The 26,911-nt window shown below is 39.9% G+C and carries 20 protein-coding genes; 5 read left to right on the top strand and 15 right to left on the bottom strand.

Going from position 1 to position 26,911, the window contains the following annotated elements; genetic code table 11:
- Positions 1-500: 500 nt before the first annotated feature.
- Positions 501-3,005, bottom strand: coding sequence for an excinuclease ABC subunit UvrA (gene uvrA / locus ASG14_RS13745; protein WP_056871607.1), 2,505 nt, complete (start codon positions 3,003-3,005; stop codon positions 501-503).
- Between the two features lie 659 nt (positions 3,006-3,664).
- Between uvrA and ASG14_RS13740 the strand changes: the two genes are divergently transcribed.
- From ASG14_RS13740 to ASG14_RS13730, 3 genes are all read left to right on the top strand, one after another.
- Positions 3,665-4,636, top strand: coding sequence for an aldo/keto reductase (locus ASG14_RS13740; protein WP_056871606.1), 972 nt, complete (start codon positions 3,665-3,667; stop codon positions 4,634-4,636).
- Between the two features lie 96 nt (positions 4,637-4,732).
- Positions 4,733-5,467 carry an AraC family transcriptional regulator gene (locus tag ASG14_RS13735; RefSeq protein ID WP_235528584.1) on the top strand — a complete coding sequence of 245 codons (735 nt, stop codon included), beginning with the start codon at positions 4,733-4,735 and terminating at the stop codon, positions 5,465-5,467.
- A 365-nt stretch (positions 5,468-5,832) separates the two neighbouring features.
- The gene (locus ASG14_RS13730; protein WP_056871604.1) at positions 5,833-6,801 is read left to right on the top strand and encodes an NAD(P)H-quinone oxidoreductase; all 969 of its coding nucleotides are present in this window, start codon (positions 5,833-5,835) and stop codon (positions 6,799-6,801) included.
- 144 nt (positions 6,802-6,945) lie between these two features.
- Here the strand turns inward: ASG14_RS13730 and ASG14_RS13725 are convergent, their stop codons facing one another.
- From ASG14_RS13725 to ASG14_RS13665, 13 genes are all read right to left on the bottom strand, one after another.
- The gene (locus tag ASG14_RS13725; protein WP_056871603.1) at positions 6,946-7,956 is read right to left on the bottom strand and encodes a zinc-binding alcohol dehydrogenase family protein; all 1,011 of its coding nucleotides are present in this window, start codon (positions 7,954-7,956) and stop codon (positions 6,946-6,948) included.
- Between the two features lie 353 nt (positions 7,957-8,309).
- Positions 8,310-8,990, bottom strand: coding sequence for a type 1 glutamine amidotransferase domain-containing protein (locus tag ASG14_RS13720; protein WP_082491579.1), 681 nt, complete (start codon positions 8,988-8,990; stop codon positions 8,310-8,312).
- Between the two features lie 774 nt (positions 8,991-9,764).
- Positions 9,765-10,478, bottom strand: coding sequence for a class I SAM-dependent methyltransferase (locus ASG14_RS13710; protein ID WP_056871601.1), 714 nt, complete (start codon positions 10,476-10,478; stop codon positions 9,765-9,767).
- Positions 10,479-10,751: 273 nt separating this feature from the next.
- Positions 10,752-11,003, bottom strand: a complete 252-nt coding sequence (locus ASG14_RS20430) for a hypothetical protein (RefSeq protein ID WP_200940343.1) — start codon at positions 11,001-11,003, stop codon at positions 10,752-10,754.
- A 595-nt stretch (positions 11,004-11,598) separates the two neighbouring features.
- Positions 11,599-12,858 carry a type II toxin-antitoxin system HipA family toxin gene (locus ASG14_RS13700; protein ID WP_056871600.1) on the bottom strand — a complete coding sequence of 420 codons (1,260 nt, stop codon included), beginning with the start codon at positions 12,856-12,858 and terminating at the stop codon, positions 11,599-11,601.
- Entirely contained in the window at positions 12,858-13,148 is a 291-nt protein-coding gene (locus ASG14_RS13695; protein ID WP_056871599.1) for a helix-turn-helix domain-containing protein, read from the bottom strand. Before ASG14_RS13695 ends, ASG14_RS13700 begins: the two co-directional genes overlap by 1 nt.
- 807 nt (positions 13,149-13,955) lie before the next feature.
- Positions 13,956-14,312, bottom strand: coding sequence for a DUF4833 domain-containing protein (locus ASG14_RS20540; protein ID WP_235528593.1), 357 nt, complete (start codon positions 14,310-14,312; stop codon positions 13,956-13,958).
- A gap of 213 nt (positions 14,313-14,525) precedes the next feature.
- Complete coding sequence (locus ASG14_RS13685; protein WP_056871597.1) at positions 14,526-14,972, bottom strand: GtrA family protein; 447 nt, start codon at positions 14,970-14,972, stop codon at positions 14,526-14,528.
- Positions 14,965-15,642, bottom strand: a complete 678-nt coding sequence (locus ASG14_RS13680) for a CDP-alcohol phosphatidyltransferase family protein (RefSeq protein WP_056871596.1) — start codon at positions 15,640-15,642, stop codon at positions 14,965-14,967. Before ASG14_RS13680 ends, ASG14_RS13685 begins: the two co-directional genes overlap by 8 nt.
- A 167-nt stretch (positions 15,643-15,809) precedes the next feature.
- Positions 15,810-16,616, bottom strand: a complete 807-nt coding sequence (locus ASG14_RS13675) for a phytanoyl-CoA dioxygenase family protein (RefSeq protein WP_056871595.1) — start codon at positions 16,614-16,616, stop codon at positions 15,810-15,812.
- A gap of 215 nt (positions 16,617-16,831) precedes the next feature.
- Positions 16,832-17,620 (bottom strand): SDR family oxidoreductase, encoded by a 789-nt coding sequence (locus tag ASG14_RS13670; RefSeq protein WP_056871594.1) that lies wholly within the window; start codon positions 17,618-17,620, stop codon positions 16,832-16,834.
- 192 nt (positions 17,621-17,812) lie between these two features.
- Positions 17,813-17,971 carry a hypothetical protein gene (locus tag ASG14_RS20280; RefSeq protein ID WP_157274930.1) on the bottom strand — a complete coding sequence of 53 codons (159 nt, stop codon included), beginning with the start codon at positions 17,969-17,971 and terminating at the stop codon, positions 17,813-17,815.
- A 1,190-nt stretch (positions 17,972-19,161) separates the two neighbouring features.
- A complete protein-coding gene (locus tag ASG14_RS13665; RefSeq protein ID WP_162238745.1) occupies positions 19,162-20,742 on the bottom strand; it encodes a GMC family oxidoreductase in 1,581 nt (526 codons plus the stop codon).
- 736 nt (positions 20,743-21,478) lie between these two features.
- Here ASG14_RS13665 and ASG14_RS13660 point away from each other — a divergent pair.
- Both ASG14_RS13660 and ASG14_RS13655 read left to right on the top strand, forming a co-directional pair.
- A complete protein-coding gene (locus ASG14_RS13660) occupies positions 21,479-23,842 on the top strand; it encodes a multicopper oxidase domain-containing protein (RefSeq protein ID WP_235528583.1) in 2,364 nt (787 codons plus the stop codon).
- A gap of 7 nt (positions 23,843-23,849) precedes the next feature.
- A complete protein-coding gene (locus ASG14_RS13655; protein ID WP_056871788.1) occupies positions 23,850-26,345 on the top strand; it encodes a copper-translocating P-type ATPase in 2,496 nt (831 codons plus the stop codon).
- Positions 26,346-26,398: 53 nt separating this feature from the next.
- Here ASG14_RS13655 and ASG14_RS13650 read toward each other — a convergent pair whose 3' ends face one another.
- Positions 26,399-26,908: a GNAT family N-acetyltransferase gene (locus ASG14_RS13650; protein WP_082491573.1), complete on the bottom strand. Its 510-nt coding sequence runs from the start codon at positions 26,906-26,908 to the stop codon at positions 26,399-26,401.
- Positions 26,909-26,911 lie beyond the last annotated feature (3 nt).

Here is a 26,911-nt window from a genome sequence, read left to right as displayed (position 1 = left end):
GCGCTCGTAGGCGAGCGCTGAGATTTACGAACTGAGTTTTTCTAACACATTAAACTCACCTTGAGTTCACTCAGATAGAATAGTAAGAAAGTTAAAAGGGATTTACTCAAGCCATTAGCAACAACAACGGAAAGATTTACCCTAATTCTATTACAACCACCAGCATTACTTACCCTAATTCTGTGACAAAACAGCAATTAATTTACCCTAATTTTGTGACAAAATTTAGTTTAAAATTAAATTTTGTCAATGATTATGTAGGATGAACTCAAAATGATATTCCCTAAACCCTATTTTATTAACGTGCCATCATCAAAAAGAGGTCAAAGCGCGGAGTATTTAAATTACTTTTATTTTAGATATTTGCCGCGATTTGACAACTTTTGAAACATACGGGTCAAGTAGTATCCAGCAATGAGGTGTGAGTATTACCGAAATATGTTTGCCAGTGGTTGCGGCACAAAAAAAAGGGAATAGATTTATTTACATTTTTTTGATCGCTAGGTTTGGATTGGATATAAATATTGTTGAAGAAAAGGCGCAGTTTTACTTTCCTTCACCTTGGTTAGCCCTTTTGCCGGTCCTGAATAGAGGATCTTACCCCCAAGATCACCCGCTTCAGGACCGATATCAATGATCCAGTCGCTTTGGGCAATAACCTGCATATCGTGTTCAACTACAATGACTGTATTTCCCGCATCGACAAGACGGTTGAGCTGGATGAGCAACTTTTCAACATCACAGGGGTGTAAGCCTGTGGTGGGTTCGTCTAAAATATATAAGGCGGAACCATTTTGACTTTTTTGGAGTTCAGTCGCCAGTTTCACCCGTTGCGCCTCACCACCGGATAAAGCGGTCGCGGACTGCCCGAGCTTGAGATAACCTAAACCAACTTCCCGCAGTAGCTCAAGCGAACGGTAAACAGCGGGATCCTGAGCAAAAAAAGTATAGCCTTCATCGACAGTCATCTCCAGTACCTGGGCAATATTTTTCTCCTGATAAATCACCTGTAGTGTCTCAGGATTGTATCTTGTGCCCCCACAGGTTGGGCATGGGGTATAGACGCTGGGTAGAAAAAGGAGTTCGACCATGATGTAGCCTTCTCCCAGGCAGTGCGGGCAACGGCCTTTAGCGACATTGAATGAAAATCTTCCGGCATCATACTTTCTCTTTTTTGCAAGTGTTGTACTGGCAAAACGTTTTCTGACCAAGTCAAATAAACCGGTGTACGTTGCAAGATTGGATCTGGGGGTTCTTCCAATTGGTTTCTGATCGACCACGATTAGTCTGGAAATCCTTTCCAGTCCTGAAGTAATTTTTCCCTGAACAGGTGCGGTTTTTTCGTTTGGTTGCAGGTCTTCTGCGGGCTCAGAGTCTCCTTGAATCTGCTGGCCCAGGCCAGTGGCCACCAGGTCAACCAAAATCTGACTGACCAAGCTGCTCTTTCCCGATCCTGAAATGCCGGTGACGCAGGTCATTACCCCAAGGGGAAAGTCTATGTCAAGGTTTTTGATGTTATGGCGTGTCGCCCCACTAAGACTAAGCATGGACAGCGGTTCGCGGGGGTTAGCCAAGGGGCGAGGTGCTTTGTCAAAAAGAAAGTTACCTGTCATGGACTTGCTGACTTTCTTTAGCCCTTCAGGCGGACCGCTGTAGATAATCTCTCCGCCCTGCAAACCCGCGCCCGGTCCAACATCAATGATCCAGTCTGCATTTCTGATCACTTCAATTTCATGCTCGACGACGAAAATGCTATTGCCTGCCTTTTTCAGTTTGTAGAGTATCTTTAGCAATGCCTGCGTATCGGCCGGATGCAACCCCGCCGAGGGCTCATCGAGTACATATACAACCCCAAAAAGGTTGGAATGCACCTGGGTGGCGAGCCGGAGTCGCTGCAGTTCCCCCGGGGATAGCGTTGGCGTACTGCGATCGAGGGTAAGGTACCCTAATCCAAGTTCAAGCATCACAGAAAGGCGTGAACTGATGTCTGCGGAAATACGTTGGGTGACAATTTGCTTTTCGTCCTTTGCTTCTTGGCTGGCGTAATAACTAAAGATTTGTAAAAGGACAGAAAGCGGCAAACGGGAAAGTTCAGCGATATCTTTACCTTCGAACTTAACCGAAAGGGATTCTTTGTTGAGCCGCTTACCCTCACAAACCGGACATGCGGCACTGATCATATACTGCCTGACCCTGTTTCTCATCAGCTCGGACTGGCTGGAAGAAAAGGTTTTAAGGATGTACGGCTTGGCACCTATAAAGGTGCCCATATAATCCGGCGTTCTTTTATCGCGGACTGCCTTGGCGGTTTCTTTTGGTGTGAAGCCGGGATATACCGGGACTGTGGGCGTTTCCTGGGTAAAGAGTATCCAGTCACGATCTTTTTTAGCTAACGCTTTCCATGGCACATCTACATTGTAACCCATTGATACCAGGATATCCCGCTGATTCTGGCCCTGCCATGCTTTGGGCCAGGAAGCAATTGCACCTTCACGGATGGTAAGGTTGTCATCAGGAACCATAGTTCGCTCGTTTATCTCAAAGACACTTCCAAGTCCGTGACACTCCGGGCATGCCCCTTGCGGGGTGTTGGGTGAGAACCCTTCCGCATATATAATGGATTGACCTTTTGGATAGTCTCCTGCCCGGGAATAAAGCATGCGCAAAAGATTGGATAAGGTGGTGACGCTTCCTACAGAGGAGCGCGTGCTGGATCCGCCGCGCTGTTGTTGAAGCGCTACCGCGGGTGGCAGACCTTCAATAGAATCTACCTCAGGCACACTCATCTGGTTAAAAAGCCGGCGGGCATACGGGGAAACCGATTCTAGGTAACGTCTTTGGGCTTCAGCATATAGCGTTCCAAACGCCAGTGAGGATTTTCCTGATCCGGATACGCCAGTAAAAACCACCAGTTTATCCCGGGGGATTTCCAGACTGACATTTTTTAGGTTGTGCTCTCTTGCGCCGCGGACCAGGATCATCTCTTTACTGCTTTTTTCTCTCATTGGGCTTCGCTTTGATCTAACTAAGGTAATTCAGTTTTTTATCGTACTCACTTTGCGCAACGATGCAGCTCCCCATCATCAAGATTAGCTAAGAGCAAGCGTAGAATTTTAAAGCGCATGCGCACGATGAATTAAACTACGGCAAAGCTGAAAAGTTTGGTTTGGGAAAATCAATTCGCAGTGAAAACCAAAATGGACTCAACGCCCGCCGTCCAGCCATAGTTAAATTTTATCCAACCAGAAAATCCAGACGATATTTCCATTAAAGCTCTTTTGGGACCGAAATTGTGATACGTATGAATAACGATGGCTACAATTCCAACATGCTTTTTTCTTACTGCTAAAAAACATTCAAGGTTTCTCTTTCAAAATTATTCAATTACCATATGCAGGCTATGGTTAAATCCTATTGTAGCGCTTCCTGTTTGCCGTATAAGAGCATACTGCTAGCCTGTTGCAAATAAGATTTTAGCGAAGGTATCAACTAAGATCAATGAGTACCTAATAAAAATTGAACCTTCTCCCTATAATAAAGGCTAGCTAAACACCCCGCGTGCTTTATCTAATATTTATTTTGCGAACCCAATTTGAGCCGCACAAGCAAATTAATTGAGCTTTCCAGACAATTTTATTTTCCTTGCAGGCTGGATATTTGTGTTATGAAAAACATCAATCAAATTCAGTTGGGCGTAAATGGTCCCTTTGTATCCAGTCTTGGGCTGGGTTGTATGCGCATGTCCTCCATATGGGGAGGAGTTACTCCAGATGAATCAGAAAGTATGGCTACGATTAACCAAGCTTTGGATCTTGGCATAAACTTTTTAAACACCGGTGATTTTTATGGCGCCGGCCACAACGAAATGCTCATCGGAAAAGCGATAAAAGGGAGACGGAACGATGCTTTTATTAGTGTCAAGTTTGGGGCGATTTTCCATAACGGTCAATGGTTGGGCCTTGATCTTAAGCCAAATTCAATCAAAAACTTTGTAAATTACTCCCTTACCCGCCTTGGTATTGATACCATAGATCTCTATCAGCCTAGCCGGATGGATGATAGCGTACCGGTGGAAGATATTATCGGAACCGTGGCTGAGCTGGTGAAGGAGGGTAAGGTCCGTTACATCGGCGTATCAGAAATTACCGCTGAGCAGCTGCGTAAGGCCAATGATGTTCATCCGATAAGTGCACTTGAAATCGGGTATTCTCTAGCGGACAGGCAAATAGAAAATGAATTGCTGCCAGCAGCCAGAGATTTGGGTGTTGCTGTAGTTGCTTTTGCAAACACAGCGGAAGGTTTACTAAGCGGAGAACTAAGCGCACCGCTTAGTGATCAGGATTACCGTCAGCATTTCTCCAGATTTCAGGAAGCAAACCTGCTGCATAATCTCCAAAAAGTCGAAGTGCTGAAAGATTTGGCATCCGCAAAAGGATTCACACCTACACAGCTTGCGATCGCCTGGGTAAAACAGCAGAGCAAACAAATCATGCCTTTGGTAAGCATGAGCAAAAGATCGCGCCTGGCTGAAAATCTTGCAGCAATGGAAATTGAATTCAGCGAGGAAGAAATGAATACTTTAAATACTACTTTTGCAACAGGCGCCATCAAAGGAGGCACCTATTTAGCGCGATAAATGGAAAGTCCAGCAGAAATTCTTCCAGGTGTAATCTTTTACTCGTATCTCTCTACCCAGCGGAGGCAGAAAGCATGTTTTTGGAACCACCATACCTTGATACTTCAGGTTTCCGGTGAATTCACACTGGAAACCTCTGAGCAAAGTATTTCGATGGGGGCGGGAGAAATGCTGCTGATTGGCAAAAACCAGTTGGGTACCCTCACCAAGACGCCCGGCGAGAAGGGAAGTTATGAGACCATTGTAATCTCACTCCAGGAAGACTTAATGCGTAAAATCGCGTTGGAAGAGAAAATTACTACTGTCGGCAAATATATCGGAAGGCCAAACCTACTGATTCCTGCTAACGAATTTTTGCAGGGCTATTTTCAATCTATCGTTCCTTATGCAAGAAGTTCAGGAGCCAGTATGACTGATGAGATGGGTATATTAAAAGTAAAAGAAGGCATTAAATTATTACTCCTGGCGCTTCCTTCATTGCGAAATTTTCTGTTTGATTACGCCGAACCATATAAAATTGATCTGGAAAAGTTCATGCTGAACAACTTTCATTTTAATGTGCCTATAGAAAAATTCGCTCAGCTAACTGGCCGGAGCCTGGCGGGATTCAAGCGGGATTTTCAAAAAGCTTTTGATCTTCCACCTCGCCAATGGCTGCTATCCAAACGCTTAGATGCAGCAAAATTTTTAATTGAAAATAAACATCAAAGACCCTCAGCTATCTATTTGGAGTTGGGCTTCGAAAGCCTTTCGCATTTCTCTCATTCCTTTAAAAAGAAGTTTGGATTAATTCCAAGCCACTTAAATAAGCGTATTGTCCCATCAGGGTAGACGATTGAAGGAAAGAGTCAATCGTTTCCTTAATAGCTTTTGATTGTTATAGAATTTAATTTTCTAGTAGAATCCCTGATCGCGCCACACTCCTTCAGGTTAAACAAAGACATGGTTCGAAAAAAACCTCATCCAGAGGTAAGAGATTTTTAAACTTGGATAGATAGCATAAACGCTGTTTTAATATTGGTCATAATCTCTGGCGTTAAAAATTCAAAGAGTCATCTAAGGGCTTATACAGTTTGAAGCGGTAAGGGAGCCACTTTTCGGTATATAGACAGGAATGCTATAAAAAGTACTTAACTCTTGGTATGCGGTTTGTTACCATTCTCCATTCACTCGGACCAGTCTAAAGAGAATAAACAATGAAAGCAGTTCAAATCACTGGCCAGGAAGGTCAACAGGTATTACAGTTGATAGATTATCCTGACCCATCTCCATCCGATCACCAGGTCAAGATAGCCGTTAAAGCCGCCGGGGTGAATAGAGCAGACCTAGCGCAGCGAAAAGGGAAATATCCGCCTCCAGCGGGAGTGCCGGAAGATGTTCCGGGACTTGAGGTATCAGGCATCGTGATGGAATGCGGAAGGCAGGTCACCAGGTGGAAAAAAGGAGATCAGGTATGTGCACTCCTCGCTGGCGGGGGATACGCCGAGCAGGTAGTGGTAGAGGAAGGCCAATGTCTTCCAATCCCAAAACGGCTATCCTTTGCCGAGGCGGCCAGCTTGCCTGAGGCTATATTTACCGTCTGGTCAAATGTTTTTCAAAGGGGAGCATTAAAAAAGGGCGAACACATTTTAATTCACGGTGGTAGTAGTGGGATTGGCATTACCGCTATTCAGCTGGCAAAAGCATTTGGCGCAAAGGTTTTCGTAACGGTTGGTTCTGCAGAAAAAGCAAAATCATGTATCGAGCTGGGCGCCGATGTTGCGGTCAACTATAAAACCGAAAATTTTGAAGACTTGCTCTCCCATCAAGGTGTAGATGTCGTGCTGGATATGATTGGCGGGAGTTATTTACAACGCAATATCTCAATCATGCGTCCCGAGGGCCGCATTGTTTATATAAATGCGATGGAGGGCAATGTTGCTGAAATAAACATTGCCCAGGTTATGCAGAAGCGGTTAACCATAACAGGCAGTACGCTCAGAGCTAGAGAATATGCTTTCAAAAAACAGCTTGCTTCAGATATTCGGGATCAGGTGTGGCCATTGCTGGAAAGTGGTAGCTTTAAGTCCCAGGTTTTTAAAACTTTCTCATTTGATCAGGCTATGCTGGCGCATGAGTTAATGGAATCCAGTGAACATATCGGGAAAATTGTTTTAGTGCGTTAGTGTGTCAGGATGCATTAAACAATAATGGTCAGTTTTTATTATCAGAAATTCAAAACAGCCTTGTTGATAAAAGCTGTTTTGAATTACAAATAAGACGCTTGGCAAAGGACTCATTTATAAAGCCAGCCATGAAGTACTTTTGAATTAGTATTCAATTACGATTTTACCGATGGTTTTACCACTTTCCAATAATGCATGTGCCTGTTTTAGGTTTTCGGTGCTAAAACCGGTGAGGTGCTCGTTGATTGTGGAATTGATTGTTCCATTTTCGAACAACGCTGCAGCCTCAGTTAAGATGTGGTGCTGACGGATAATATCTTGTGTTTGAAACATGGACCTGGTAAACATCAGCTCCCAGTGAAAACTTACGCTTTTGCCTTTTAATTGCCTCAGGTTCACGTTTTCCACTGGATCACTAATCGAGCCGATATGACCTTGCGGTTTGATTAGTGTAACCATCGCATCCCAGTACTGGTTGACATCCACAAAATCAACAATGAAGTCAACCTGATTAAATCCCGCCTGTTGCACCTCCTGCACGAGGTTTTGATGGTTTACTACAAAATCTGCACCTTGCCGCCTGCACCATTCTACGCTTTCCGGCCGGGATGCGGTAGCGAGCACCGTTAATCCGGCAACCTTTTTTGCAATTTGAATTGCGATAGATCCCACTCCACCTGCGCCGCCGATAATGAGCAGTGATTTTCCTTTGTCGCGCTCATTAATCCGGATTCGGTCAAACAAAATCTCCCAGGCGGTCAGTAGCGTCAGAGGCATAGCGGCAGCTTGTGCGGGAGTAAGGTTCTCGGGTTTCCTCCCAACGATGCGTTCATCTACCAACTGGTATTCTGCATTACTGCCGCTTCTATTAAGGTCTCCTGCGTAATAAACCACATCTCCTTTTTGAAATAAGCTTACCTCAGGGCCTGTCTCTTCAACCTCACCCACAGCATCCCAGCCAATTACTTTTGGCTGCTCCAGCACCTTGTCTTTCGCGCTATTTTGGCGAACTTTATAATCTACCGGGTTTACGCTGATTGCGGTAATTCTTACCAAAAGATCTCTCCCCTTCGCCGTTGGCTTCTCAGTCTGGAAAGTGATAAAGCTTTCTTCTTCGATAACTGGTAAAGATTTCTTAAATCCTATTGCTTTCATTCAATATATTTTTGTTTTTATACTAATGATGTTTGTAAAGCAGCCCTTCCCTTAAATTTTTAAGTTCAGAAATATCCTACTAAGTTAACGCTCCTAAGAAAGAATTTTCATAACAAGACCGTCATTTTAAACTAGGAGTTAGCTACCTGGCAGGGTTTTGCGCTTGTAGATTTCTAATTATTGGGCCTTTCCATTAGTTCCGAAAAGATAATGGAAACATTGACATTTCACAGATGAGCAGAAAGCACGACGAGTAGCCCAACTCTGCGATAAAATCAATTCATCAACGACTGGGAAAAAACAGCAAAGGCACCACCTGAGCAATGCCTTTACAAATTAACATACGTCAATCCTTAATCCAGCAACTCAATCATTGTCCTCGCCGTAGGTCCAGCCGATAGCGGGTTTTGCCCGGTTACCAGCAAACCATCTACTTCCACATGGGAAAGAAAAGGTACCAGTGCGGTTTTCATCTCCGCACCAAGCTTTCCCAGTGTCTCTTCCAGCAGATAGGGCACATTGCCTGCTCTGCCCACGAGCTTTTCTTCCATATCGCTAAAGGCTGCGATACGTTTGCCTTTTAGAAATCCCGGCCGTTGGCCTTCCACACTGATCAGCGCCGCAGGTCCATGGCACACCATTGCAACGGGTTTACCCGCATCGAGAAAATCCAGAATCAATAATCCACTGTCATTATTTCTGGCCAGGTCCCATATCGGCCCATGGCCGCCCGGATAAAATACCCCATCGAAATCTGTTGCCGAAAGTTGGTTTAGCGGCGCGGTATGCGAAAAGGCTTGCTTGGCGACCTCATCATCCAAAAAACGCCGGTTCGATCCTGTAATATGCTCAGTTAGCTCGCTCATCGGATCAACCGGCGGGCGACCACCCTTTGGACTGGTCAGGGAAACTGAATAGCCAGCATCAATAAATTCATAATAGGGGTCAGTGAACTCACCCAGCCATACGCCCGTCTTGCTATCTGTATTTTCCATCTCACTGTGAGAGGAAAGCACCATAAGTATCTTTTTCATTTTCCTTTATTTAACATCCTCCAGACTGATATCATTACCTAGCTCATTGAGCTGCTGATCGGCATCTCAGTGGCTGTAACTAGATGAGCACTGAGGATTGGTAGTTTCTTTTTTACGTCTTTAAGCTTCAGCAGGTCTTTATATATTGGATCTGTCGTCATCCTTTTTTAAACTTAACAACAAACCAGCTCCCCAATAGTTCGGGAAAAATAATCCGTAGTACAGGAAGAAACATCAGGAACGGCAACATCGAATATTCTCCTTTGTAGTTTACCACTGTTCTACTAAAATATTATCGACTATTTATCCGGTGTTTTATAGTCATACCGAAAAATGATGCCGAGGCCTTTGCAGCCAAGTGCCAAAGGCCTAAATCATTTACATCCCAACAAATTAATCCAGAGAATTTTGTTGTCTGCTCATGGAACTATAGAGTCATCAAAGCCGCCATACCGAAATGGCCGTTTTCCGAATACCAAGAAAAGTACCCGCCCATCAGAACTAAGTAAATTAATTTCTGGAGAATGGATGGAACACATGCCAGCGATAAGGGAAGAAACTTAGGCCTGCAAAAACCGGAGGGTCCTCATCACCATAAAAGGAAAGCCCTTAGACAGGTGAGAAATCAAAAGACCTATCCGAATTAAAAGCAATGGTAAAGAGGCTACGAAATGCTTATAATCTATTGTCCTGTGACTTCTTCTTGTACTGAAGCCACCGGTTGGAAATCATGATTCAGTCAGCTAAGTATTAATGTTTTGCTAAAGAAGATAATTAATGGACTGTTTTCTCAAAAAGTAGAAAATGCTGCAGCGGCAAAAATGTGCCGTTTTTGATTAGTTTAAAACCGTTGGCCGCTAGTTCTTTTTTCGCTTGTTTTACACTCATCTTATGTTCAGCTTTGATGGCCACTGCCGGATCCTCCTCCTTATACTCTAGTAGCAGCAGCCTGCCACCTGGTTTAAGTGCCTTGCTCAATGCAGCCAAATAGGCTACAGGGTGTGATAACTCGTGGTAAACATCCACCATAAATGCCAAGTCGATGGAAGCAGGTGGTAAGTTAGGAGATATTTCTGAGCCCTTCATTACTTCAACATTCGTCAATTTATCCTCAAGAGCTTTTTTCTTAAGATAGGCAATGGCGTCATCTTGAATCTCAACAGCATAGACTTTGCCTTTTGGGATTCGACGGGCTACTCGGAACGTGTAAAACCCTGAGCCTGCACCGATATCGGCCACTACACTATTGCTTTTTATCGGCAGTGAAGCTACGGCCAAAATGGTGTTTTCTTCCTGCGTTCTGCTGTTGCGCTCCAGCCAATCTACGCCCTCAAAGCTCATGACGTGGGCGATTTCTCTACCCAGATAAACCTTGCCAGTACCATTGTTGGATGGCTTTTTAAAAGTGTAGGATGATTCATCCTGGGCAAATGCACTTTGGCACGAGATGAAAAAGCAAAAGAGAAGTATAAGCTGAGATATTTTCATACGTGATTTTTAGGAGAAACGAAAAGCAAGCAGCAAAAGTTTCGATTCTCAGTAAAACGTATATTCTTTCAGTAAATTTAATAAAATACCAACATGATTCAGTAAAACAAATACAAAATCAATAAAAATGTTATGAAAAAGTTTCTATGGAGTAAACAAATCTACTCTTTGTAAAACGAATAAAACCAATTAGCTATTGAGTAAAACTGATTACACACAAGTAAAACAGATATATTTAAGATTTGCATAGCAATACGATAGCCGCATTTTAAACTAAATCTCTATGATCAAATCTTTCTCATAGCCATTATACTTCTCATTCAAATAGCCATGTGGATTACAGATAATTTCAGTGTTACCAATAGTATATCTGGTAGGCGTATGGATATGGCCATGAATCCAATACAAAGGCTGATGCTCCAAAATCACATCTTCCAGGTTTGAAGCATAGGCAGCTGACAAGGCATGACCTCTATAAAGCTCGGGTATCGACTTCACACCAGGTGCATGGTGGGTAATTACCACGTTCTTAAAGCCGTTTGATTCTTTGAGACTTTTTTGTAGCCAGATTTTGATTTTTGGTGAATCCGGTAAGTATCTATTGATCTTAATTTTGAATATGCTGGATCAACGCGTATCTGTGCATAATCGTTCATTCTAGTCTGGCAAATAATGCCAGATTCCACAGGATTTCCATATTAGGAAAAATCAGTCCATAAAGTTGCACCGTGAAATCTTATCCCCTCGAATTCAACCATATTATTCTCAAGAACATTTATATTTGAGTTTTTGGATGCCTCAATTATCTTGTTAAGTGTCTTCGGATATGATCCTTTATAATATTCATGGTTTCCCAATATGTATATACTGGTTTAGAGGGAATATTTTTCTTAACCCATTCTATCCCTTTTGTCCCCAGGTTTGTATCACCAGCCAGGATAACGATCAGTATTGCTAAAGTCCAAATCTGAAAACCCAAATTCTTGATGCAAATCACTAATTTTCTTTATTCTCATTTCTTTAGGGGATATGTAGCATATTGGCAAGGTTTACTATCCTATAAATACCCGTATTTTCTTCTAATTTGGTCAACGTATTTATAATGATTCCTTTCCTTTCACTATTCAGTAATTATTGTAAATGCAGGAGACATTTCTTCTTGTTCCGCCCGGGATATTCCCAATTTAGTAGCTATCGTTCGCCAATCCTTTACAGCTATTGAAACCTCTTTAATGATTTGTTGCATTTGATTTTCTTTTAGCTGAAACAATTCGCCAACACTTAAAGCCAAATCAAAATCCAACGCATTATTGTCCATATCAATATTAAGAGCCAATCCATTTTTATCTATTGAGGGGTTGATATCATATGCAGGCGATAACCTCCATCCATTTTCTGTCAATAAAAAGCCATGATTCCTTAAATGATCATCCGTGTTGGAGATCGCTATGTTAAATACTATCCTTCTCCACAATTGATGCAGGTCTTTTTCTATGTTCGATCCAAAAAGCTGTATAAAATCTGCTATCTCAAGATAACTAGGGGTAGCATCTCTAATGCTATCCTCACTATTTTTTGTCATAGTCATAGCCGAAGCAAAATGAATACGCTCACCCATATGCCGATCAAACCGCCTCGATAAGAATGTACGATAGGGTCCTTTTACCTTCTCAAGTGTACAAACTGGCATATTTATTCCAGCCTTGGTCGCCAGTTCATAAGCTAAGTATTCCCATGCAGCCTTATCAATTATATCAGCTTTTGAGGGAAACTTTGCAATACACAAATGACCATCCAAATCAACAACATTTGCTTTTGGCCTTGCTCCACCCAGCGATGATCCTGGCGCAAAAAGCATTGGAATCCAATCACTACCATTTTTCCCTTCCTCATCTTCTTCATAAGCTTTGACACTTGCCTGTAGCTCCCGAAGATGAGTAATTGGTGGAGTAGGATTATTCTTGTTATCATCAAGAAAAGATCCGTTGGGATCTAGCTTGAACCTTAATGCTCCCATCCTGGAAGCATCATGAACGCCCAGCAAAAAATCAATTTCATATAGTTTCGGTGTCGCGTCCCCTTTGGCAAAAGCAGTTTGCGCGGCACGACGCAACATAAGTTTTCGTCCCCAGGTATCCGGCATCGAATCCATAAATATACCAAAATTGTCTTTTTTGTCAGGGTATTGGGTTCCTGAATATAAACCGATTTCAGGATCAAGCAAAAACAACTGATCAGACTTTAGCCAACCCCGGTCATATTCAAATCCAAATATCCTATGTCCTTTGCTCTGCTGAGCAGAAATCAAACCTATGCAACGTGGGGCATCCATGCCTTTCCAGTGAGCATATACCCATATATCTGTCTTTGTTGCTGCCATTAGTTTAACAAATCTAAGTCTTGAAGTTTTCTCCCAAGTTCATCATCTACCGCCAGCTTAAGGAAATCTTCATGCAGATTCAGTGCCTTAAGTACATTGAAATATGCCCCCATAGAGACTCCGGGATCCCCCCGTTCAATTTTACGAAGAGTTGCTCTTTCAATAGCAGCGCGTTCTGCAAGTTGAATTGCAGTTAATTTTCTGCGCTTCCTGGCAAGTTTGATGTTTTCGCCTAGCTGATCCCAAATCATTTTATATTTTGGAAATACAACAACCTTCTTCGATCTCATAATGAGTATAATTATACCCAAATATAATAATAATGGATATAATGACACTCATTAATATAATCATATCGTACGACTTTCTAACAAAAGCTACGATTGATAAAACTAAATGGATAATATTATACCCAATAATCACCAAAATGAGTATAATATTACGCATCATTAGCAATTTCATTTTTACTTAAAGAGCCTCATAATTTTCATATTACCAGTATCCTCTTCTTCCTTACTCCGATCCAGAAGTTTCTCCTGTAATGCAGACATCTCAATACTAACTTTCGTATCGATCACCTTCGCATAAGTAGGAGCACAGATGGACGTTCTTGAATGTTCCATAATAGCAAAATAGGGTATTTTAAGCTTTTCTGTAAATTTTAGCATTACTTCCTTTTCATCATGATCAGATTTTAGTATTGGATTTATATGGTAGCATTATTATTAGAATCTGTTTACTATACATATCATAGTTGGTAAAGTTGGATTAGTCTTTCAGCTGGCAAATGTAGTTGAAGGAACATCTATTCCAAATCATGTGGATAATATGGAAGAAGTGTGGACGGAACACCAAATGCATACTACAGTGAATTTTGCTACAAATTCCCCAATTGCTGCCTTTTTTCGCGGAGGATTATACCGACAGATCGAATACCATTTATTTCCGAAAATCTGTCATGTTCGTTATGGTTTGATTTCCGTTGTAGTAAAAAAACAGTTAAAGCGTTTGATATTTCCTATCATGAAAATGATACGTTTACATCAGTATTCGCTTCTCATTATAGCATGCTCAACAAGACGGGTATTCGAAAGAGCCTATTTAACGGTGATTTTTTCGGTGACAGGTTTTCCAGTTGCCATATCTGTGCCTTCAATTAAAGCGTACCGAACATTTGGGAGCCAGAATGAACCACCTACAATTCTTACAAAGAGCCTGTTAATTCGTATGTTTTTGCTATTGGCCGTCACCATTACGATATACTTTTGATCTGCCTTGGTCAGATATAGTGGTAATGCTTTATGCGAAACAAATCTTAATTCGAATTTATCCTTTGTAATTTCTCTGGTAATCAATCCATAAGCAAGTTTTTTCTGAATATAGCCTAATGCTTTTTTTGCTCCATCTTCCCCATAACGCACCCAATAAATTGAAACAGGGTTATCGCTCTTGATGCTTCCATCATTTGCAAGATTTAGTGCATAAATGAGAGTATTGGTTAGGATCGCGTTGTAAATAGAATAGCATGTTTGCTACATTTTTGGGTGTTGGGAATGCGATAGGGGATGGATCGCTAATTTGCGCATAAACTTTATCAACCACCAAAATAGAAATAACAAAGACCAAGACGGTTAAGAAAAACTTTTTAAACGGCATTGTTGATAATCTCATTTGAAAAATTTTTTAGGTTGATTTATGATTTGTCTTTTGTGTTTGGTTTTAAATACCCATAATTTCATTAAAGGATAATTAAAGCCATAGGAGACCAAACTGTCAATCAACAATCTGCCGATACGATAATCTAAATTGAAACTCCGGTGTAGCAAATATGTTCCGGATGATTTTAGTGTAATGCTCCCCAACACAACTCCAAAAAAACGTAAGAACTGGGTTTTTGCCGTTGTGGTATAAACGGATTCATTTTTGAATGCCCAATACCGGTTAATGCTAAAGTTGACTAAACCGCCTAATGTTCCAGAAATCAAGATTGAAATTGTAAAGTGAATACCTATTTTTTCGGTCAGCAGAATCATCATTCCATAATCAGTAACGCCTCCAGAAAAGGCTGAAAGTTGGGCTCTAAGAAAAACCTTAAGTGATTTTTTTTTAATCATTTAGCTTGTCCTTCCCATCGCGTTCATTTCCAAAACGCAACAATTTAATGGTGTCGAGGATATTAACTACCAACAATGTACAGGTTAGTAAAATTGCAGCGTAAAAAATCGATCCTGCTGATAAAACCTCAATAAGCAAAATAAGTGATATTATTATTCGAAGTTCCGTAGGGCCAAGCACTCCTGAATCGATTCGGTAAATATCAATAATTTTGTAACGGAGCAAAGAAATTAGCATCGACCATCCATAAAAAACGACAAACAGGAATGCCAATACTTTTGCTGGTTGTGCTGCATAAAAATAATAGCCTAACCCAATCAAAACAATACTTGCCCAATCCATCGTAATATCGAGCGCAAAACCATACCATTTTCTTGGAATTTGGCGATAATAAGCCAGCCTTCCATCTAAAGAATCGCCAAACCAGTTAATAAAAAGTCCGATGATACCTATAAGAAGCAGGTATTGATTACTGTGTTTAGCGAGCAAAAATGAAATAAAAACCAGTATTGATCCAAGCAATCCAATCCCCGTTAAAATATTTGACGTTACAAGCTGTGGCGTACGTTTTAACAAAAAATGAATAAAACGCTGCTCGCCATTTTTGAGGATATTGGTTCTTTTTCGATCAGAAAAAATTTTGTCACGCTGGCTTTGGATATCGCTCATTAAACGTCTTTTAGTTATTTAATATGAAACATCCCAGAATAACGGCTGCTTCAGGACGGAAAAACCTTGCGCCAACTCTTTTTTGAAAAGCTTTGAAATTTGAAACCTGGGTTTTGAGTTTTCCGGTCTTAGCGAAGTAGCTAAATATTAAGATAAATACCATGTTGTTATTTTACAATTCCAGCAAAACGCTGATAAAAAACTGTTGGACTGTTTTCGTTTTTCGGCGCATATTTTCCAGCAATAATTGGAATATAGATCACTCTTCTGCGGCTTTCCTCTCCTCTGATGGAGGATTCAGCAACTCTATGCCAAAGCCTGCCATCATGTATAGTTAAATCACCTGCTTCAGGCAAAATCGACACTTCATCTTTATCAGCTTTATTATCTAAAAAGTATTTTTTGCGGAAGAGCATTTGATAAACACTTTGTTTATGAGTTCCGGGAATAATTTTTAATCCACCGTTCGCTTCTTTTTGGGTACTTAAATGAATGCCTACATTCAGCATTGGATTTAGTTTGCCACCATAAAAAATATCACGCAAACCATCGGTGTGCCAACCCATCTTGCTAAAACTGCTATCCGGGCCATTGATATAATGATTGAATACCATTCCATCTTTCTCTTCCGTACCTAAACGTGATCCAGCTCCAGCTAATGGTAGCAAAGCGGAAATCCTCGGGTCTAAAAGTAAACCGCTCAAAGTCATGTGGTGCTGATTGATAAAGGCAAAACGCTGAACAATTTTTTCTCCATCTAAATCTTTACCATATTTAATTGGTACGCCATTTACTTTTTTGATATCATTGGAAACCCAGTTTCGCTCTACTTGTTTTGAAGCACGGATGATAGCGGATACGGTTGATTTTTCAATAAAATTTTTGAAATGAATAAAACCATGAGTATTAAAAAACTCGATTTGTTCGCTGGTTAATTTTTCAGATAAGTTGAAGGTTGGATACGATGAAGCCATGGTTCAAAAGTTTAGGTAAAGAAATATGAGTTGGTTGGATGAAGAAATTATGCACAACAACAGCACATTCGCATTCGCGAGTGGTTCTGTGCTGAAGTGAAATAAAACGAGATTGTTTTATTATACATAATCTATAGATTTAGTAGTATTTAATACAAACGTAACATTTTTTTAATATTCCAAAGAAATATGTAGCATTATTTTTTAAATATTTTTTAGGTTTTATAAATTCCAGCTGCCATTTTTTCAATGAATGCCTTTGGTAAGATCCTATTGGCATACACACTGATCCAATTAGTTACTCCTGGTATTATCTCTGATTTTTTTGAAAATAAGCCTTTAAGTGCAATTTTTGCGACCTCTTCTGGCTTCATGTTAAACTTTTCGGCCATTTTACTAAAGGCGTCGAGTCCGGCTCTTTTCGCAAAACCTGTATCAATAGGGCCGGGGCTTAAACAACTTACAGCTATTGGACTATTTTTCAGTTCGTAACGAATCGCTCTGGTAAATGACAGCACAAATGATTTGGTAGCGGAATAAATTGCCAGTGTGGGAACGGCTTGATATGCAGCCGTGCTGGAGACATTTAAAATGTAAGCTTTATTTGATTTGGAAAGTCGGGGAATTAACATATAGTTTAACGCTACTAAAACATCCATATTTAAATGGCACATGTTGATTTGATCTGTAAGAGAAAGCTCATCGAATTTCCCCCATAAACCATAGCCAGCATTATTAACTAATATAGAAACGGGAAAGTCATTCTTTTCTACCCATCCACTTACTTTTCCTGCTGAGGTGTTTTCCGAGAGATCAATAGGATAAAAAGCTACGGTCACACCATAATTGGTTCGTAGTTCCTCGCTTAATTTGGCAAGATCGTTTTCTGATCGGGCAACCAATAAAAGATGAAAACCTTTTTTAGCAAGTTCAATTGCAATAGCTCTGCCCAATCCTTTGCTTGCACCGGTTACCAAGGCAAATGTTCCTTGCAATGTATTCATATTTTGCGCTTAGTAGACGTCAGGGTGGACTCGAATCGCCGTAAAAGGTTTTGCAAACCTGTGCCTAAAGCACTCCGCCGCATGACTATATTATCAAATATCAGAATAGCATATAGAGCTATTTTCTGTTTAGTAATAAGCAAATATATAACATTAATGTCTATAGATTTCATAGTTCTTTATGCTATATTGTTAATCATCAGAAATATTCAAACTCCATTTCTTAAGGGCAACTTTTCTAGCCTTTCTTTTACTTCGAACTTTACGTTTTTTTACTGTTTCTTTTGGAACTTTTATTTCACTAGCTTTTCGCAATCTTTCTAGTCTTCCAAGTTCATCGTATTCTGTCATATTTTTGTCTAGTTCTGCAATTGCCTTCAAATCGGAAAGAAATTTAGAACTTATTTGTACCTTGATTGACCCTTCTTAAGAAAAGTGCCTTTGGGGTCTCCTAAGGCACTTTCTTTTGTTATCAAAATTTATATTATTATGATAATCACTCTCAAACCTTGTTTTAAGGCTGATTTTGGTGTTCGATGTACCATTGGGGATTCGACTTTTCTTAGGCTCATTTATTTTGAAATATCTAATATTTAGATATTTCTGTTTTTGTGAAAGTTCGACAATTATTCTAATAATAATAATTGATGTATTCCTAAAAGAACTTTTTTGAAAAAACTTGAGATTCCTTCTCGATTATATTTATCTGATTCTCTATAGTAACAACACAGATTGTATATATTAAATTATGTATTCTATCTAGTTCTTAAAAGTCTGTAATTGGTTCTTCAATTTTTAATATGCGTGCTATTTCGATTAACAATGTTTCTTATTCTTTAATCTCCATTATCTATACTGGATTAGATTAGCAGATTTGATGATCTGTAACTGTAAAAAATTGTTATTGCTGTAAGTGTGGGGATTTCGCTAAAAGTGTGCACCAGTTTTCATTCCAAAATGTGCACCACGCTTTTTACCATCCGGTCTTGATGGAATCGTAAAGACTGAGCCAAATATATCCAATCTTCCCAGATTCCTCCCCTTCATTTTTCCAATCTATCTTTCCTGTATTTGATCTGTCAATCCTCCACGGAAGATGGTTTTGCAAGAAAAACGGCCTTCCTGGATACGATTTATAGCAAATCAGCCCAATTTTAAAAACACATCAGGATAAGAAATATAATTTTTGATTTTAAGGCCATTAGAGCATCTACATTTGGGTTTCTCTAGACGAAACAACCAATGAATCCAATCCTGCTTTTCAGAAGCTTAAAACCGCTTAAAATGCACCAAGTGGCCACTTTTCAAGCGGAATCTAGTGACCAATATATGCCGAAAAAGATGGCCACGAGGATGAAAACCAGTGGCCACTTTGAGCGGAACCCCCAACCTGTCTAGGAAAGTGAATAAATCATTTAAATTTATTAGACGAAAGTTAGGTAATCAGTTATGTGAAACATTTCAAGTGACTTAGAGATAGACTTACAATTCTTATATTATGAAGAGCAGAATTTTTCATTCCGCTCTTCAGCATATTACAACTATCTCAAGCCCAGAATAAGTTCCGAAGCAAATTCTGCAATCATCAATGTAGGCGCATTGGTATTACAGGTTGGTATTTGTGGCATAATTGATGCATCAGCCACCATTAATCCAGTAACCCCCTTAACCCTAAGGCGGGGATCGACAACTGCGTCATCTCCAATTCCCATCTTGCAGGTACCAACAGGATGAAAATAAGTCGAGCAAGCATTTTTTACAAACTCGATTATTTCCGCACGCTGTAATTTTTCAGGGGGGGATACCCATTTTTTTATAATCTTCCTCATTGACTCTTGTTCGGCCAGATCCATACATAGCTGTACTGCCTTGATAGCTGCTTCCAAATCGTCTGCATCCATTAAAAAATTTGGCTGGATCTCTATTTTACTATCAATGGATGAATCACGCAATTTTAGATATCCTTTACTCTTTACATCAATCAAAGTCGCAAAAATGCCAAATGATCGGTCTGGTACAGGATGATTCTTTTCAATTTCACTCGTTGAAATTGCAACCTGGATAGGTAGTAGCATTATATCAGATTTCAATTTTGAAGATGAACTTTTCCAGTAAATATTCAAAGCACCAAGATTATTACTCATCTGACCGATCTGCTCAATCGATTGATAAGTTATGGAAAAAAGAGGATGATCCTGAAGATTCTTTCCAACTGCTGGAAGGTTAATTATTGGCTTAATACCAATCGATTCTAAATCTATCGCATCACCTATTCCTGAAAGCATTAGTAATCTTGGGCTTTCAAACGCCCCAGCAGTTAAAATGACTTCCCGATTTGCTCTTACTGTAACTACCTTTCCCTCTTTAATGAAGTTTAGACCTACACAAGTTTCCTCTACAATGTTTAATTTCGTAACTTTGGCGTCGGTTAATACCATAAGATTCTTAGCATACATAACGGGTTTCAGGTATCCGGTATAAGGACTTACACGCCGTCCATTTTTAACCGTAAGGCTTGTCGCACCCACTCCTAATGGAGCTGTACTATTGGTATCGGAAAGATATGGTATACCGTAAGCTGAACATGATTCTAAAAGTGCCGAATCGATGAAATGAAATTCTTTTGCGCGTTCAATATGAATAGGCCCCCCTTTGCCATGAAAATTTGAGCTTCCTCCTTCCCAGTCTTCAATTTTCCTAAATAAGGGTAGTACTGAATTATACTCCCAACCTTTGTTCCCCTGTCCAGCCCAGTTATCATAATCATCGCTGTTTCCGCGCGCCCATATCATAGCGTTGATTGTACCTGACCCACCTAGTAATTTTCCTCTTGGGGCGTAGACCATCCGGTTGTTTAAAATGGGGCTAGGCTCGTAAGCATATAAATAATCATTAACCGAGCCTATATTCTCCAGCCATCTTAATGGATTATCAATTACCGGGTCTTCATCTCGTTTTTTTCCAGCTTCTAACAAAAGGACAGTGGCATTTCCATCCTCAGATAAGCGTCGGGCAAGAACGCATCCAGCGGAGCCTCCACCTACAATAATGTAATCATAACTAGGCAGACTGTTTTGGCCCGCCGCACTTTCCCTGGAATGCGCTTTTTTACTTTCTTCCATAATGTTTTTTGTATTAGAATTTCTCTCTTCCTGAGGAACCATAACGACAAAGAGATTTCGGTTCGGTTCAACTCCTAAATATTCTACCTATAAATCCAAAATGCCGCCAAATTATAAGGGTTTGATATTGAGTGTTATAGCTAATCTGATTTTAATTGAAAAAAGTTATATTTCATTTTTTTTTACCTTATCGTTGAAATGTCGTCATCGTGAAATAGCCAAGAATTGTCATTCAGAGGATTAAAGGCCACTAATGTTTTATGTTATAAGAAGGGTTTTATCCCTATTATTTAACTTAATCCGTAATCCTCAGCTTTTGCTCCGAAATTATATCCAGGGCTTGAACAGCAGTCATATTTTTGGGGCTCAAAATTAGATGCTGTTACGTGATCGCACTCTAAAACATCAGAAATGTTTTCTCGCTATATCACAACCAAACTACAATTTGACGAAATCGCAAGATGAATTTTTTTTAATTTTTTTTTAACTATTTGATTAATAGTTAGTTGTTTTCTGGCCCGTTAATGGGATAAGTGATAAGGAAGGTTTATAGGTTAACATATCGCTAGATTCTTAATATAGTGAGCTAGCATAGGATGAAAGATTGTAAAGTAAAAGCAGGTTCATCTATTTTTCTATTTGCTATCGGAAATGGACGGGAATACATAAAGGAGTGCTGTAGCTATTTATTTTAAAACCATCCCAACATAATGATTCAAAGAATACGGGATTTGCTTTGAAATCTGATGCTTCAAATTTTATTTTGGCCTATGATGTTTCAAAAAACAATTTAATCATGCGAGGAATTTTTTCATACTTATTTATTATCTTATTGACTGCTTCTATGCATGTCTGCGGGCAATCTATTATGCCGGAAGCTGGTTCCCTCCATACTATTGGGGAATCATCGAATCTGGAAAGGAAAGGTAGAACCGTTCGTTATGATCTTTACGTAAGGGATACAATTGTAAACTTTACTGGAAAAAGGAAAAAAGCAATAGCCATAAACGGAAGTATACCTGCTCCGGCCTTGTATTTTAATGAGGGTGATACAGCCGAAATCTATGTTCACAATGAAATGAAGGTAGAGACCTCTATTCACTGGCATGGCCTTTTACTGCCTAATCAGTATGACGGAGTTCCTTATTTAACTACACAGCCAATTGCTGCGGGAACAACTCATAAATTTCATTTCCCTCTGATTCAAAATGGTACATATTGGTACCACAGTCATACCAGACTGCAGGAGCAAAGTGGAATGCACGGTGCTTTAATAATCCGCAAGAGTGTTCCGGATCAGGAGAGAGAATATACCATATTGCTTAGTGATTGGACGGATATGAAACCAACAGAAGTTCAGAGACGATTACATAATCAGAGCGACTGGTTTGCAATCAAAAAAGGTAGTACCCAAAGTTATGCAGAGGCTGCAAGAGTTGGCCATTTTGGTACAAAATTAAAAAATGAATGGAAACGTATGGCAGCCATGGATGTAAGCGATGTCTACTACGAAAAATTTATGATAAATGGCAAGCCTTTACAAAATGTACAGAATTTGAAGGGAGGAGATAAGGTACGCTTAAGGGTAATAAATGGAAGTGCGTCAACCTATTTTTGGCTGACATATTCAGGTGGTAAAATTACCGTAGTTGCAAATGACGGGAAGGATGTCGAACATGTTGAAGTTGACAGGCTCATAGTTGGCGTCTCTGAAACTTACGATGTGATTTTGACCATACCCAAAAATATGAAATATGAATTTCTGGCTACCTCTGAAGATCGTACATCTACTACTTCAGTCTGGTTGGGAGAAGGCATGGAAATGCCAGCCAAGAAATTGCCAGGACTCAATTATTTCAGCGGCATGTCAATGATGAACAAGATGATGAGCAGAAAAGGGAATATGAAAGAAATGAAAATGACCAATCAGATTATGGACATGAACAAAATAATGTATCCTGAAACTGCCATGAATAAGAAAATGCCGATGGATATGTCGGAGGATAAACTGCACATGGGACATTCTATGCTTGAAATGATGCCGAAAAATGATTCATCTTCGTTAGTTACCCTTAACTATTCAATGTTGAAAGCCAACACAGACACAGAACTTCCCAAATGGCCAACGAGAATATTGAATTTTGAGCTTACTGGAAATATGAACCGTTATGTCTGGACAATAAATAATAAAACCGTTTCAGAAACTGATAAAATTCTCATCAAGCGCGGAGAAAACATAAGGATCATAATGGTTAATAATACAATGATGAGGCATCCGATGCACCTTCACGGCCATTTTTTCAGGGTCCTTAACGGTCAAGGTAAATATTCCCCGCTCAAGACGGTACTCGATATTATGCCAATGGAAACAGATACGATTGAGTTTGCAGCTTCCGAGAGTGGTGATTGGTTTTTTCACTGCCACATTCTCTATCATATGATGAGTGGGATGGGAAGGGTGTTCAGTTATGAAAATTCTCCTCCGAACCGAGAAGTTCTCGACCCAGTTCAATCCTATAAAAAAATAAAATCGGATGACAGGACTATTTATCCACTAGCAAAAATTGGTGTAGAGAGCAGTGGCAGTGACGGTTATGTGATCTTTGCCAACACTCGTTATAGATTTTCAACAGAGTGGCGGATAGGTTTTAATAAAAAGGATGGATGGGAAACGGAGAGCCATCTTGGCCGATATGTTGGGAAAATGCAATGGTTATTTCCATATATTGGTTGGGATTTCAGAAAAAGGACCATAGACCCTACAGAAAGAAATATTTTTGGGCAATCAGTTGATGAAGGTCAAAATATTTTTGGCCAGGAAAATTCAAAAAATTTCAGACAAGTGTTTCATTTAGGGCTCCAATATACTCTTCCCCTGCTCATTGTTGCCGATGCCTCAGTTGATCATACAGGGAACGTTAGATTTCAGCTTTTGAGAGAAGATATTCCTTTTTCAAAAAGACTTAGAATGAGCTTCATGGTAAATACCGACAAAGAATATATGGCTGGTTTTAGATATATAATCACTAAATCATTTTCTCTATCGACCCATTATGACAGCGACATGGGTTATGGAGGGGGTATCACAATTACATATTAACGCAACGATGGAACACAAATATACAGTTTCAGGCATGAACACTGATCAGGATCGTACTAAAGTAAAGCGGGCCTTGTCAAAAATTACAAGAACCTCTGTTAGAATAATTGACCACACTTCTGAGCTAAGTATAATAATGAGCAGGCATATTCCAACTTCGGAGTTGGAAAAGGCAATTTCGGCTGCAGGTCATTATAAAATTGAGATGTCTAAGACCATTCAAAATGTCTCTCAGCAACATCATCATCATCCTAAAAGAGCCAGCTTACTGAATAATAATGACATCTATAATTGTCCTATGAATTGTGAAGAATCTAAATCATATGATAAAAGCGGAAGCTGCCCAGTCTGTGGAATGGACTTGGTTTTGCAGCCCCGCGCAGCAAGCCAATCTCCATATACCTGCCCAATGCATCCAGAAGTCGCTAACAACGGTCCGGGTTCCTGTCCTATATGCGGCATGGATTTAGTTCCTGTTAATGCTGGGAGAGAAGAAGATGGGGTCTATGATACCCTTTTATTAAAATTTAAGATTGCGATAATATTTACCATTCCAATTTTTCTGATTGATATGTCGGAAATGATTCCAAATAATCCTCTGCATAATATTATGGACATCAAATATTGGAATTGGGTTCAACTATTTCTGTCTATTCCTGTGGTCTTTTATTCAACATGGATGTTTTTCGAACGCGCATGGAGATCTTTTGTTACCTGGAATCTGAACATGTTTAGCCTGATTGGTATCGGTGCGGGCATCTCCTACCTTTTCAGTCTGGTTGCATTATTTTTCCCAAACATTTTTCCAATTCACTTTAGAACTGATCATGGTACAGTGTACGTTTACTTTGAAGCCGCCACGGTGATATTGACCCTGATCTTATTGGGACAGCTTTTAGAAGCTAAAGCTCATGGGAAAACTAATCGAGCAATAAAGGAGCTTATAAAACTAACGCCAAGGAATGCTACAAAGGTCCACAATGATCGAGAGGAAACCATTCCCGTTGAACATATTGCCCATGGTGATATTCTAAGAGTAAAACCAGGTGAGAAGATTCCTGTTGATGGAATTATTACTGAAGGTATGGGAATAATTGACGAGTCGATGATATCTGGAGAACCAATCCCCATAGAAAAAATCACTGGAGATCGAGTAAATGCAGGGACTGTAAACGGCAATAAGACCTTTACAATGCTTGCAGAAAAAGTAGGATCGGAGACTCTTTTGTCTCAGATAATTGAGATGGTAAATTCTGCCAGCCGATCAAAGGCCCCAATCCAAAAACTTGCAGATAAAATTTCCGGATATTTTGTCCCACTTGTTATTATCATCGCCTTACTAACTTTTATTAGCTGGGCTTATTTTGGCCCTGAGCCAAGATATATCTATGCTATGGGCACTGCAATCGCTGTGCTTATTATTGCCTGTCCCTGCGCACTAGGTTTGGCTACGCCTATGTCGGTAATGGTCGGAGTGGGAAGCGCGGCTCAACTTGGTATCTTGGTGAAAGATGCAGGATCCATTGAGCGCATGACGGAGGTTGATATTATTATAGTAGATAAAACAGGTACCCTCACAGAAGGAAAACCATCTTTGGAGAGAATAGTTCCATTAACAAATAAATTTTCTATAGCCGATATTTCAAGGAAAATTGTTTCATTAAATTCGAGCAGCGAGCACCCTTTAGCCCAGGCAGTAATGCGATTCGGGAGGGAAAATAATATTCTTCCTGAGCCGATTTCTTCCTTTGAATCGCTAACAGGAATGGGAATAATGGGGGCCATGAAAAATCAAATGATTAGTCTTGGTAATGAGAGTCTTATGTTCCATGTTCACTCAATGGTAACGCAAGAAACAAAAGAATTGGTTAAATATGAGCAGTTGAGTGGGAAAACAGTTTCTTATTTAGCTGTCGATGGATTTGTTGCTGGATATATTGTGATCTCTGATAAGATCAAGCCAACAAGTCAGCAAGCGATCATCGCATTAAGAAAACAGGGACTTAAGGTCATGATGTTTACCGGTGATAATGAATATACAGCTCATTATGTAAGTTCTCTTTTAGGAATTGACGGTTATAAATCACAATTGAAGCCACAAGATAAGTTCCTTGAAATTCAAAAACTTCAAGAGCTAGGTCATAAAGTAGCAATGGCTGGTGATGGCATTAATGATGCACCTGCCCTTGCTCACGCAGACGTAGGCATAGCTATGGGTACAGGAACTGATGTAGCTATTGAAAGTTCATCTATAACACTCATAAAAGGAGATTTAGCTAAAATCGCCGAATTAAGGATATTAAGCAAAAAAGTTATGGGAAATATTAGACTGAACTTAGTCTTTGCTCTTGGATATAACATTCTAGGTATTCCTGTCGCAGCTGGACTTTTATATCCATATTTTGGTATTTTAATGTCTCCAATGATTGCTGCCCTAGCGATGAGCCTGAGCTCCATATCGGTTATTCTAAATTCACTGCGGTTGAGAGCAAAGCGTATCTGACAAAAATTAAACTTTACCGCCCCTAAAACCTATATGATGTTGAATGTAGGTTATTACAATTCAAGTAAAAAAATTTTTGAGTCGCGATCCGGGTATTTATATTCTGGGGGAAGTGGATAATCCCTACCGATTTCCTGGAACCCGTTTCGTATATAAAATTTATGGGAAGCTTGGGCAATTGCCGGAGTGTCTAAAAAAATAAATTTTAGATTTTTCTCAAGAGCGTAAGACTTAAGCGTATCGAAAAGGTTTTGTGCAATTCCCATCCTTGATCCTCTAAATGCCTTTTCTACAAACATCTTTCTCAATACACCATTTTGTGAATCAATCTTTTGAAGTCCAATAGTACCGCAGATCTGATTTCGAATTTTAGCAATCCAAAACCCTCCGGAACGATAATATTCGCTTGTGTTCATAAGATCAGGTTGTTCTTCGGGAAGAAATCCCAGCCCAAATTCATCGTTTTGTATTCCCAGAACAAAATCCCTAACCTGAATTTCATCTTGCTTATCTAACTTTTTAATATTAAAATCTTGCATACAGCCTGCTTCAATAAATGACATAAT

The organism is Pedobacter sp. Leaf194, from assembly GCF_001423945.1.
Lineage (GTDB): Bacteria > Bacteroidota > Bacteroidia > Sphingobacteriales > Sphingobacteriaceae > Pedobacter.
The sequence above is the reverse complement of the archived record's forward strand: the minus strand, read 5'-3'. Positions and strand labels throughout refer to the sequence as shown.